Here is a 12558-nt window from a genome sequence, read left to right as displayed (position 1 = left end):
ATGGATTATTCTCATTTGAAAATCGGGCTTTTTATTCCCTGTTACGTCGATCAGTTTTACCCGCAGGTCGGTATTGCGACTTTGGAATTGCTTGAAAAATTAGGTTGCACAGTTGGTTTTCCAACAAATCAAACCTGCTGCGGTCAACCTATGGCGAACTCCGGATTTGAGCATTTGACAAAAGACTGCAACAGTTTGTTTTATGATTCGTTCGCTGCTTTTGATTATGTCGTTGCTCCTTCGGGAAGCTGCGTGCTGCATATCAAAGAGCATCTGAAGGTTGAAAACCGGGAAAATGACTCGAAAATTTTGCGTAAAAAAGTATATGAACTGGTCGAGTTTATTACTGATGTTTTAAAAATCGATAAAATTGAAGCCGATTTTCCGCATCGCGTAGGATTACACCAGGGGTGTCACGGACAGCGTGGTTTGCATCTTTCACAAATGTCTGAGCTGAATGCGTCGCCTTATAACAAACCGGAAACTTTATTAAGAAAAGTGCAGGGACTGGAACTGGTTGATCTTGACAGAAAAGATGAATGCTGCGGTTTTGGCGGTACTTTTTGTGTGAGTGAAGAAGCAGTTTCTGTGAAAATGGGTAAGGATAGAGTTTCTGATCATATTCGTCACCATGCTGAATATATCACCGGATCTGACATGAGTTGTCTGCTGCACCTCGAAGGGATTTTGAAAAGAAGAAATTCTCCGGTTCAGGTAAAACACATAGCCGAGATTTTGAATAGTACTATAAAAAAACAAATACCGGTACCCAATCATTGAGCACCGGCATTTTACAAAGTTTTACGGAAATCAGAATCTGAGAAGAGCTTGTCGTTTAGTTGATTGAAGAAACGACGCGGCTCGTTTTAGTCAAGATATCAAACGTTTGTGAAGCCTTCTCTTTTCCGTCCGTAACTTCGAATGTATAAGTTCCATCCAAAAGTGTCGAAAGGTCGAAATATTTCACATAAGTTGATTCAGGACGGTGGCTTTCTGAAAAAAGAACATTTTTATCAGTATCAAGAATGCGAACATTTACAAGATTTGATACCGGATTTATATAAGCTACTCTGAATTGCATTGGTTTAACTTGCTGAACTGTCAGTTTGTTTGAAGCTGATTCAGTTTTATCAGAAGTTGCGATGGCGGTTTGTGCATTAGCAGTAAATGCTGAACCTGATATAAGCATACCAATCAAGGCAGCTGAAAAGAGCGTGTTTTTGGTTTTCATAAGGAGTGAAAATTAAATTGTGTCTAAAAAAAGTTAAATAAAACTTTGATCAGACTCTGTTGCCCCGATCAAAAAACTTTGTAATTCAAAAGTATAACATATTGCAATACAATAAAATAGCTTTTTTATGATTTTGTAAAAGTTGTTTATTAAATAATTTGCAAACTTGAAATAATACAACGAATGTGAAAAGTACAATTGTTATTCTTTAGAAAATACTATTATCTAATTGTTAAGAAAACCATGTCAAAAGCTGTAATTGAACATGCCGACGCGGCGGAGACCTTTAATAAGGATGAATCGTATGTCGATTGGCATGACGAAACCCTTTGGTTTGTCCGGACAAAACGTGATAAATCTTCGAAATTATTGCCTGAATGGGAGAATTTGCGTGAAACCGCTTCCCAGATAAAGAATTATGTACTTTCTCATATGGACGATTTGCTCGAAGCATTTGAAAAAAATGCAAAAGCCAATGGAGTCCATGTACATTGGGCGGCTGATGCGGCTGAGCATAACGAGATTGTTCTTGGAATTCTGAAACAACATAAGGTTGACAGAATGATAAAAAGCAAATCCATGCTTACCGAGGAATGTCACATGAATGAATTCCTGACCAAAAATGGAATCGAAGTTATTGATACCGATTTGGGTGAAAGAATTGTGCAGCTTCGTCAGGAGCCGCCGAGTCATATCGTTTTGCCTGCTATACATTTAAAGAAAAAAGATATTGGTGATCTTTTCCATGAACATTTGGGAACGGATGCCGGAGCAACGGATCCACAATATCTTACCGAAGCAGCCAGACAGCATTTGCGTGACAAATTCCTTACACGTAAAGCTGCGCTAACCGGAGTGAATTTCGCAGTTGCGGAAACGGGAGCATTTGTAGTTTGTACCAATGAAGGAAATGCAGATATGGGCGCGCATTTGGCCGATGTTCATATTGCCTGTATGGGTTTTGAAAAACTTATTCCTTTGCAGGCGCATCTGGGTGTTTTCCTCAGACTTTTGGCTAGAAGTGCTACCGGACAGCCAGTGACCACATATAGCAGTCATTTTAAAAAACCGAGAGAAGGCCAGGAAATGCATTTGGTGATTGTGGATAATGGAAGAAGCGTTCAGCTTGGCCGTGCCGATTTCCGGAATTCCCTGAAATGTATTCGTTGCGGGGCTTGTATGAATACTTGTCCGGTTTATAGAAGAAGTGGCGGTCATAGTTATCATAATGCAGTGGCTGGTCCGATCGGCTCCATTCTGGCACCGAATCTGGATATGACCAAAAATGCGGATCTTCCCTTTGCTAGTACATTATGTGGAAGTTGTTCAAATGTCTGTCCAGTTAAAATTGACATTCATGACCAGCTTTATAAATGGAGACAGGTTTTGGTTCAGGGAGGCCATGTTCCGCAGGCAAAAGAAATTGGCGTGAAGGCGATGTCTATGGTTTTGTCTCAACCAAGATTTTATCAATGGTCGGGCAGGTTGGGGCGTTCGGTCATGCGGACTTTGCCTTTTATGGTAAATAATTCTTTGAACCCCTGGTTTAAACAAAGAGAAATGCCGGAGCCGCCGAAAGAAAGTTTCAGAGATTGGTATGTACGGAACCGCGAATAATTTAAGCATTATAAGATTATGAGCTCACGTGAAAAAATTCTTCAGCAGATTAAGCTGAACAAACCTTCGGGATCTGTACTTCCGCTCAATTATACCTTTGAAAGCGGTTATGAAAATACGGAAGCAAAGTTTAAAGAAATATTAGAAGCTATTTACACAGAAGTGATTGTGGTGAATTCGCTTGCTGATTTGAAAACAAAAGTTGACGAAATGTACGCTGGCGTTGTCAATAAGGCTACAACTATTCCTGAACTTGCAGATTGGGCTGATTTTAGCTTGCAAATGTCTGATCCGCATGAACTGGAAATGATTGAAGTTGCGATTTTACAGGCTGAATTTGGCGTGGCGGAAAACGGGGCGGTCTGGATTTCTGATAATCATTTACAGCATCGTGCTTTACCTTTCATTACACAAAATCTTGCTTTTGTAATTCCAAGAAATGCACTCGTGAATAACATGCACGACGCATACAAAAGATTAACCGATACGACAGGCTGGGGATGTTTCATAGCCGGTCCTTCCAAAACTGCCGACATTGAGCAATCTTTAGTGATAGGTGCGCACGGAGCAAGAAGTATGGTTATCTTTTTAGTGGAGAATTAGTTATCAATTATATCAAGGATAGTTTTCAAGTTAGTCTGTAAAAAAGTTCGTCTCCCGCTTACTTTCTTATATTTTTGCAGATATTACCAGTTGCATTTTGACGTTGGCTGCGTAATTCTGCCAATAATAAACTTTGAAAAGTATGCCAAAAATAATTGTTGCGATTGACGGCTATTCAAGCTGCGGAAAAAGCACGACCGCCAAGCAAGTTGCAAAGCAGCTGAACTACGCCTACATAGACACGGGAGCGATGTACCGTGCCGTAACATTGTTTTTTATCCAGAATCACATTTCTGTTTCAAATCCAAAAGAAGTACAAAAAGCGCTAAGCGATATTCATATCACTTTTCGCAGACATAAGGTTAAAGGGACAAACGATACTTATCTTAACGGATTAAATGTTGAAGATGAAATTCGGAAAATGTATGTTTCCGAGCAGGTAAGCACCGTTAGTGCCGTTGCGGAAGTGCGCCATGCTTTGGTTGCACAACAACAGCGCATGGGTAAAACCAGAGGAATTGTTATGGACGGCCGAGATATCGGAACAGTTGTTTTTCCACAAGCTGAACTGAAAATATTCATGACAGCCGATCCGATGATCCGTGCCCAGCGGCGCCAGACTGAATTGCTTGAAAAAGGTGAATTGGTCGGTTTGCAGGAAATTGCTGAAAACCTGAAAATGCGTGATCACATCGATACAACGCGTACGGAAAGCCCGCTTCGTCAGGCAGAAGATGCGGTTTTTATTGACAATTCATTAATGACACTGGACGAACAGGTTGAAATGGTTGTTCGCCTTGCGGATGAACAAATAGGTTTGGTACTTCGTGGTCGTGAAACAAAGTAAACTTCATGACAGAAAATCTTGATTCGTTTTATGATTATTTAATTGTAGGACAAGGAATTGCAGGTACCTCACTTGCCTGGCATCTGCATAATTCCGGGAAAAAAATATTGCTGGTCAATGATTCCTCATTGCCATCTTCTTCAAAAGTTGCTGCCGGGATTTTTAATCCGCTTACAGGAAAAAAGCTGGTGAAAACCTGGCTTGCGGATGATATTTTTCCTTATGCTCAAAAATTTTATTCCGGACTGCAAGAAAAGCTGAACAGTAAAATTCTTCACCAGGCTTCCATTTTCAGGCCTTTTCGATCTATTGAAGAGCAAAATTCGTATTTATCCCGTACATCAGATCCCGGGATTTCTCCTTATATAAAAGATCCCAAACTGGAAGTGATACCTGATCATGTTCATACACCGTATGGCGGAATGGAGGTAATTCAGTCGGGATGGGTAGATTTGCCTGTTTTACTGAATGGCAGTAAAAAATATTTTTCGGAAAATAATCAGTATCTGGAATCTGCTTTTTCGGCAGACGATTTAATTTTTTCCGAAGAACATGTCATTTGGAAAAATATTACGTTTGATAAAGTAATTCTTTGCCAGGGTTATTTTGCCAATGACAATAAATATTTCAGCTGGCTACCATTCACACCGGTTAAAGGTGAGATTCTTGAAGTTGATATTGAAAAATTATCGGGCAGTCAGATAGTAAATCAGGGTATTTTTATTCTTCCGGTTTCTGGTTCGACTTGTAGGGTAGGAGCGACTTATTCCTGGGATAACCTGAATTGGAATGTTACTGAAAATGCCAGGCTGGAACTGGAAGAAAAATTCAAACCAATAGTAAAAGTACCATATAAAATCACAGGACAATCTGCCGGAATCAGGCCTTCTTCACACGACAGGAGACCCATGTTAGGCATTCATCCTGATCAGCCAAGGCTTGGAATATTCAACGGATTGGGTACTAAGGGTGTCACATTAGCGCCGTTTTTTGCGAATCAGTTTTCAGAATATCTTGTGCAGCATAAAGAATTGAGTGAGGCAGTGAATATTAAGAGGTATTTTTCGTTATATTTCCGTTGAAGTAAGCAGGAGAAAAATGAGCATAAAATTTATACACAAGCTAGCTATATCGGGTTCTATTTTCGCGCTGCTTTTGGTAAGCGTTGGAAGTATTGCACAACGTTATCCCTCCCAGGAAGTATTCGGGAAAAACCGCGTGCAGAACAAAACCTTTACCTGGAAGATTTTCCGGACTACCAATTTTGAAATTTATCACTATCAGGGTGGTACAGCATTAGCCAAGCTTACGGCGCAATATGCTGAAAATGAATTTGATAGAATTACAGATGTTTTAGGCTGGACGCCTTATACCCGCGTAAAGATTTTCCTTTACAATTCTCCTCAGGAACTTGAACAAAGTAACATGGGATTGTCAAAAATTGACAACCTCGACGAGCGGAAACTTGATCTGGGACAATCTCGTGTTGAGGTTGCCTACACGGGTGATCAGATAGGGTTTAAGAAAAAACTGGTAAAAGATATCAGTCTTCTTTTTGTTTACGACATGCTTTATGGCGGAAATATGAAAGAAGCGCTTCAAAGTTCATTACTTCTTACACTCCCTGAATGGTTTATGACTGGTGCTTCTGCCTACATTTCAGAAGGCTGGTCTCCGGAGCTGAATGATTACATGCGTGATTTTTTGAAAAATCGTAATGTTAAAAAACCAACATTGCTTACAGGAAATGACGCAACGCTGATCGGGCATTCAATCTGGAATTATATTGCTGAAAAATACGGTCGTGATAAAATTTCGGATATCCTCAATCTTACCCGTATCATTCGTACAGAGCAAACCAGTATTACAAGCACATTGGGAGTGCCGTCTTACAATCGTTTTCTTAGAGACTGGCGCGCTTATTATTTGAATATCAACAAAAAAGCGGAACAATATTACACCGATCCGGCTCCGGTTTGGAAATATAAATTGAATGAATTGACTGCCAATGACGCTAATGCGGTAATCAAACTTTCTCCTGATAAAAAATGGACAGCCGTAAGTGAAATGAAAAATGGCCGTTACCGGGTGTATTTATTTGATAGTGAATCAGGTTCTAAAAAATTAATTCGTCAGGGAAAACTTGATATAATCGGAGGCAGACTGAAAACGCAGCCGCCACTTTTAGGCTGGTCAAGAAATAATACGCTGTCTATTCTGGCTTCGGAAAACGGGCATCAGAATTTTTATCAATATGAAAATCTCGATACCAAAAAGATAAGAATAAAACTGAGACGAGTTCTTCGGAGTTTGGATCAGGTAAGCGATATGGATGTTTCCAATGACGGAACAATGCTCGCGGTTAGTGCTGACAAAAACGGACAAAACGATTTATTCCTGGTAAGTGTTTCCCGGACTTCAATCACCGGTCTTACCAATGATTTATATGATGATGTTTCACCAAGATTCGTTCAGGGATCATCAAGAAAAGTAGTATTTGCTTCAAATCGTCCAACCGATTCTCTTGGGACTGATAAAGGAAACTTTAAAACGATGTCTTCCGGATTGTCACTTTTTGAACACGACGGAACGCCAAGAGCAGAAGTTATAACCAGGTTGACACCGCTGGATCCAAAAGTAAAAGTTGCGCCAATTTATGCGGATGATAATGACGTTTATTATCTGTCGAATGTCAAAGGCGTAAATAATGTGTTTAAATATAATAAAGCGTCTAATGCAAGTTCGCAATTGACGAATTATATCTATAACATCAGAAATGCAGATATTTCATTAAAATCGGGCGGAGCTATTGCTTATACATATCTGAATGACGGTTATTACACAGCTGCATTTAAAAATGGATTTGATTCAAACGCTTCTCTTCAGACGCCTTCTCTTATCAAAGGAGACGTTATTGGTGGAAGTGAAACAAAACCTGCTGTTGCTGCAGCGGCCGTCAAAACGGATTCTGTTGCTACTCCTGCCAAATCGGAACCATCCAAACTGGCTTTGAAAGACGGAGAAGTGGATACGGATAATTACGAATTTGATGAGGAAATCCTGAAAACATTTGAATCACGTCAAAAAAGAGGAACATTCCCGACAACTCCGGCGCTGACAAGAACAAAAGCTACACGTGAGAATATTGCTATAAAAGGTCCTTACAATTACAAAGGATTGTTTATTACCAATGATGCAAGTTCTGACTGGCGAATAGATCCGGTTCGTGGTTTTGGCTACGCGCAAACGATTTCAATGAATGATCTGCTGGAAAATCATGTGATTAAAGCAGGTGTGTTTATTTCTTCAAATTTCCGGAACAGCAATCTTTTTGCAGAATACAACTACAATGCACACCGGATTGACTTCGGTGTAAGAATCGACAGACAAGCTTTGTATATTGATTCAGAAGTTGCGCCGCAGAAATATCGTTTCAATAAAGTAACGCTTTCGGCTTCATATCCATTCTCGACAACGAGCCGTTTTACACTTGCACCGATGTTTGCATCGACAAGAAATATTGATTTGATCCTGACAAATCCTGATTTGAAATCAACTTACGGAGCACTCCGCATGGAATATGTATTTGACAATACACGCACCAACGGAATCAACATGATACAGGGAACCCGTTTCAAAGTTCGTTATGACAATTACCTGGGTTTATCAAACAGCAATGAAAGTTTTGACCGCGTAAGTCTTGATTTCAGACATTATCAAAAAATCCATCGTGATCTCATTCTTGCGGTCAGAGTGGCTGCAAGTCATTCAGGAGGAAAAGCTGCCAAACAAAGTGTTTTGGGCGGTATGGAAAACTGGATAGGAAACAAAAAAGATTCCCGTACCACAGGTGTTAATGCATTGGATTTCACAAAAGATAACCGGGATATTTTCTTCACAGATTTCGCCACCAATTTGAGAGGATTTAATCTGAACCGTTTGTCTGGAACAAGTTATATGCTCGCCAATGCTGAATTGAGAATTCCTTTGATTAAGTATTTATATCGTGGTGCGATCACTTCAAGCACGCTTAGAAATTTCCAGATTGTAGGTTTTGGTGACATTGGTACAGCCTGGACTGGCAAAGGCCCATTCAGCGAAAAGAACAGTTTGAATACCGAAATTATCGGAAGTGTTGAAGATCCATTCAAAGCTACGGTTACCAATTATCGTAATCCTTATCTGATGGGTTATGGTATCGGAGCCCGCACGACGGTTTTCGGTATTTATGTGAAATTTGATTATGCCTGGGGCGTAGATAATGGCTCAACAAACAAAGCAATTCCTTATGTTACGTTGGGATATGATTTTTAAAAATTGTGAAGTAAATTATATAATTTGAAAGAAATCGAAATGGCAGGAGATTGATTCTCGTGCCATTTTTTTATAAAAACCCAACTTTTATTTAGTATCAAAAATGATGACAAATTTCCGAAACGGTATTTTATCCTGCCTTCTGATTATTTCTTTTCTTATTAATTGTCAAAATGTTTTTGCTCAAAGAGAAGTTTTATATGAGCAATATCTGCAAAATCCAATGGCGATAAATCCTGCTTTTACGGGCGTAAGAGAGACATTTAATATGACGGCCATGTTTCGAAGAAAGTGGTTTACAATTCCTAATTCGCCTTCAAGCCAGACTTTTGCTGGCGATGGTACTATTTCAAATGGAAAATTCGGAATCGGTTTTCAGGCGCTGAATGACCAGACCAGTTACTTCACAACAACGGCATTTTCGGCATCTTTTGCATATCGCCTGGGCATAAATGACAATTGGAAACTAGCACTCGGTGGACAGGGTGGCATAAATGTTTTACCGGTTTTTGATACACAATCTTCACTTAGCAGTACAAACCGCGCTTTGGGCAGTTTTGGATTAGGCGCCTGGCTGCATTCGGATGATTTTTTTATCGGTGTATCAAAACCTGAAATCTTATCTCAGAAATTTGGCCAGCAGCAGATTTCATCCTATTACCGAAGGCCGCTTTATATCATGTTAGGAGGAAGTTATGATCTGGCGGAAGATGTCAAACTTTTGCCGAATCTTTTATTTGTTCAGGAAAAGGATTACAAATTGAGAGTAGATTTCGGCGGAAGATTCTGGTTTAATGAAAAAGTCGGCATTGGTGCCACTTATCATCTGGGAGGAGCATCCATGTTGGTAGGGCAGCATATTAATTATTTACAATTATCAGCCGAAGCGCAGCTGGGAAAAAATGTGAGGCTGGGATATTTTTATAGTACCCGCCAAATTGAACAAATCTATTCGGTTAGTAACGGACCGAAAGGAATTCATGAGTTAATGCTGAAGTTTGTTCCTAACCCGAATGGCTTCCAGAAGTATTGAAGTAAACTTAAGGTGAATATCTCTGAACATGTTTAGTAAAAAGGAGATTTTTTGCGTTTTGTTTACATAAGTCTCGTAACTTTGTGCGGTAAATGAAATAATCACATTTGTGATGGATAAATACACATATATAGCAAATTCCGACGCCGCTTACATAGAGGAATTATACAATTCCTATAAGCAAGATTCAACCTCCGTAGACGAAGGTTGGCAAAAGTTTTTTGAAGGGTTCGATTTCTATCAGAAGTTCCCTGCTAACGGCAATGGACATGCCAATGGCGCCACCAATGGAAAAGCAGTAGCAGCGCCTGCAAAGGTTGATGCAACTCAGATCCGAAAGGAAATGGAGGTGGTTCATTTGATCCGTGGTTATCGTTCAAGAGGTCATTTATTGGCCACTACTAACCCGATACAAAAGAGAAAAGACCGCAAACCACAACTGGAACTGAGTGATTTTAGTCTTGGTCCTGAGGATCTTGATTCAGTTTTTGAAGCAGGAACCGAAGTTTTTGGACGTCCTGCAACCCTGCGTGAAATTGTCGATTCTCTTAAAACGATTTATTCAGGAAATATCGGATTTGAGTATCTCTATATTCGTGACCGCGAACAAAAAAACTGGTTGCGTAAGAAAATTGAAAAGGAAGCATTAAATATGACTTTTTCAATTGATGAGAAAAAACATATTCTTTCGAAATTGAATGAGGCGGTAGTTTTTGAAAACTTCCTTCACACAAAATATCTTGGTCAGAAACGTTTTTCACTGGAAGGTGGAGAAACAACGATTCCTGCTCTCGACGCGATGATCAATAAAGCGGCAGAAATGGGCGTGGTTGAAGTGATGATCGGTATGGCGCACAGAGGTCGTTTGAACGTACTTGCCAATGTAATGCAGAAAACCTACGGACAGATCTTCAACGAATTTGAAGGTAATTTGCCTGATCAGGTTTGGGGAGATGGTGACGTGAAATACCACATGGGTTACGCTAGCCAGATCACAGCTGAAAACGGAAATCAGGTTCATTTGAAACTTGCTCCAAACCCGTCACATCTTGAAGCGGTAAATCCGGTAGTTGAAGGATATATCCGTGCAAGGGCTGATGGCATGTACGAATCGGATTATGATCGTGTACTTCCCGTGATTATTCACGGAGATGCTGCGGTTGCCGGTCAGGGAATCGTTTATGAAGTAACTCAGATGTCTGGCCTAAATGGCTATTACACAGGTGGAACAATTCACTTTGTGATTAATAACCAGGTTGGTTTTACAACGGATTTTGTTGATGCACGTACAAGTATTTATTGTACTGACGTTGCCAAAGTTGTTGACGCGCCAGTTCTTCACGTAAATGGTGATGATCCTGAGGCGGTTGTATTCTGTATGCGACTGGCTGTTGAATATCGTCAGAAATTCAATAAGGATATCTTTATTGATATGGTTTGTTATCGTCGTCATGGCCATAATGAGGCAGATGAGCCTAAATTTACACAGCCAACACTTTACAAATCCATAGAAAACCACCAAAATCCTCGCGAAATCTATCAGAAGATTTTAGCGGATCGCGGTGATGTGGATGCACAGCTGGCTGCTAATATGGATAAGGAATTCAAGACATTGCTTCAGGAACGTCTTGATATGGTAAAACAAAAAGCGTTGCCATATGTTTTGCCAAAACTTGAACAGGAATGGCATAGTTTGAGAAAATCAACGCCTACCGATTTTGAGAAATCGCCTGAAACGGGTGTGTCTCTTGAAGTGCTTGAAAAAGTAGGAAAAGCGATAATCAATACGCCGGAAGGTTTCCAGCGTCTGAAACAAATCGATAAACTTCTTAAGGATCGTGAACAAATGATTTTTGAGAAGAAGGAAGTAAACTGGGCTACGGCTGAGTTGCTTGCTTATGGATCGATTTTAACAGAAGGAAATATTGTTCGTTTAAGCGGTCAGGATGTTCAGCGTGGTACATTCTCTCACCGTCATGCCGTTTTGCATGATGTTGAAACGAATGATTCTTACAGCAATCTTGAACATATTCAGGAAGACCAGGGTCCTTTCATGATCTATAACTCGTTGCTTTCTGAGTACGCAGTTTTAGGTTTTGAGTTTGGCTACTCGATGGCAAATCCTAACGCACTTGTGATCTGGGAAGCTCAGTTTGGTGACTTTGCTAACGGTGCGCAGGTCATTATTGATCAGTTTGTTTCTTCAAGTGAAACAAAATGGGATCGCTGGACTGGCCTTGTGATGCTTCTTCCTCACGGATATGAAGGTCAGGGACCAGAACATTCGAATGCACGTCCTGAACGTTATCTGCAATTGGCAGCTGACTATAACATTATTGTTGCGAACGTTACCACACCGGCTAACTTCTTCCACATGATGCGCCGTCAGTTGAAATTCCCGTTCCGTAAACCTTTGATCGTGATGTCACCAAAGTCGATGCTGAGACATCCGCTTTGTGTTTCTCCGCTTGAAGATCTTACAAAAGGATCATTCCAGGAAACGATCGGTGATACTTTTGTTGATCCTAAAAAGGTAACAAAAGTATTATTGTGTACAGGGAAATTGTACTACGAATTGTACGAGAGACAACAAAAAGACAAACGTGATGATGTTGCTATTATCCGTTTGGAACAAATGCATCCGTTCCCTCAAAAACAAATCGACGAACATCTTGCACTTTATGAAAATGCGAAAGTATTTTGGGTACAGGAAGAGCCTTTTAACATGGGTGGATGGACTTTCATGCTTCGTATGTATGCCGGTGCTAAACCATTGGAGGTTATTGCCCGTCGTTCAAGTGCGTCACCATCAACAGGATTCTCGAAAATCCATGCCCAGGAACAGGCTGAGATTATTCGCAGAGCATTTGAATAGGTATTCAACTAGTTATAAAAGACATAATTCGTTCATCA

9 protein-coding genes are annotated in these 12558 nt (G+C 40.2%); 8 read left to right on the top strand and 1 reads right to left on the bottom strand.

Translation table 11 applies throughout. The features are described 5' to 3' along the window. Complete coding sequence (locus IEE83_RS20875; protein WP_194122444.1) at positions 1-780, top strand: (Fe-S)-binding protein; 780 nt, start codon at positions 1-3, stop codon at positions 778-780. Positions 781-835: 55 nt separating this feature from the next. On the opposite strand, the gene IEE83_RS20870 is transcribed toward IEE83_RS20875, so the two are convergent. Next, the gene (locus tag IEE83_RS20870) at positions 836-1231 is read right to left on the bottom strand and encodes a hypothetical protein (protein ID WP_194122443.1); all 396 of its coding nucleotides are present in this window, start codon (positions 1229-1231) and stop codon (positions 836-838) included. A 243-nt stretch (positions 1232-1474) separates the two neighbouring features. Here IEE83_RS20870 and IEE83_RS20865 point away from each other — a divergent pair, with 243 nt between their 5' ends. From IEE83_RS20865 to IEE83_RS20835, 7 genes are all read left to right on the top strand, one after another. Beyond that, complete coding sequence (locus IEE83_RS20865; protein WP_194122442.1) at positions 1475-2848, top strand: lactate utilization protein B; 1374 nt, start codon at positions 1475-1477, stop codon at positions 2846-2848. An 18-nt stretch (positions 2849-2866) separates the two neighbouring features. Further along, positions 2867-3451: a LutC/YkgG family protein gene (locus IEE83_RS20860; RefSeq protein WP_194122441.1), complete on the top strand. Its 585-nt coding sequence runs from the start codon at positions 2867-2869 to the stop codon at positions 3449-3451. A gap of 142 nt (positions 3452-3593) precedes the next feature. Continuing rightward, on the top strand, positions 3594-4298 hold the full coding sequence (gene cmk / locus IEE83_RS20855; protein WP_194122440.1) for a (d)CMP kinase: 705 nt from the start codon (positions 3594-3596) through the stop codon (positions 4296-4298). A gap of 5 nt (positions 4299-4303) precedes the next feature. Next, positions 4304-5380 carry an NAD(P)/FAD-dependent oxidoreductase gene (locus IEE83_RS20850; protein WP_194122439.1) on the top strand — a complete coding sequence of 359 codons (1077 nt, stop codon included), beginning with the start codon at positions 4304-4306 and terminating at the stop codon, positions 5378-5380. Positions 5381-5396: 16 nt separating this feature from the next. Further along, complete coding sequence (locus IEE83_RS20845; protein WP_194122438.1) at positions 5397-8612, top strand: hypothetical protein; 3216 nt, start codon at positions 5397-5399, stop codon at positions 8610-8612. Between the two features lie 103 nt (positions 8613-8715). Next, positions 8716-9645, top strand: coding sequence for a PorP/SprF family type IX secretion system membrane protein (locus tag IEE83_RS20840; RefSeq protein WP_194122437.1), 930 nt, complete (start codon positions 8716-8718; stop codon positions 9643-9645). A gap of 112 nt (positions 9646-9757) precedes the next feature. Beyond that, the gene (locus IEE83_RS20835) at positions 9758-12520 is read left to right on the top strand and encodes a 2-oxoglutarate dehydrogenase E1 component (RefSeq protein ID WP_194122436.1); all 2763 of its coding nucleotides are present in this window, start codon (positions 9758-9760) and stop codon (positions 12518-12520) included. Positions 12521-12558 lie beyond the last annotated feature (38 nt).

The organism is Dyadobacter subterraneus (genome assembly GCF_015221875.1).
Classification (GTDB): Bacteria; Bacteroidota; Bacteroidia; order Cytophagales; family Spirosomataceae; genus Dyadobacter; species Dyadobacter subterraneus.
The sequence above is the reverse complement of the archived record's forward strand: the minus strand, read 5'-3'. Positions and strand labels throughout refer to the sequence as shown.

Coding starts and splice junctions, on each gene's coding strand:
- IEE83_RS20860 (WP_194122441.1), top strand. CDS start 2,867: ATGAGCTCACGTGAAAAAATTCTTCAGCAGATTAAGCTGAACAAACCT.
- IEE83_RS20865 (WP_194122442.1), top strand. CDS start 1,475: ATGTCAAAAGCTGTAATTGAACATGCCGACGCGGCGGAGACCTTTAAT.
- cmk (WP_194122440.1), top strand. CDS start 3,594: ATGCCAAAAATAATTGTTGCGATTGACGGCTATTCAAGCTGCGGAAAA.
- IEE83_RS20840 (WP_194122437.1), top strand. CDS start 8,716: ATGATGACAAATTTCCGAAACGGTATTTTATCCTGCCTTCTGATTATT.
- IEE83_RS20845 (WP_194122438.1), top strand. CDS start 5,397: ATGAGCATAAAATTTATACACAAGCTAGCTATATCGGGTTCTATTTTC.
- IEE83_RS20835 (WP_194122436.1), top strand. CDS start 9,758: ATGGATAAATACACATATATAGCAAATTCCGACGCCGCTTACATAGAG.
- IEE83_RS20850 (WP_194122439.1), top strand. CDS start 4,304: ATGACAGAAAATCTTGATTCGTTTTATGATTATTTAATTGTAGGACAA.
- IEE83_RS20875 (WP_194122444.1), top strand. CDS start 1: ATGGATTATTCTCATTTGAAAATCGGGCTTTTTATTCCCTGTTACGTC.
- IEE83_RS20870 (WP_194122443.1), bottom strand. CDS start 1,231: ATGAAAACCAAAAACACGCTCTTTTCAGCTGCCTTGATTGGTATGCTT.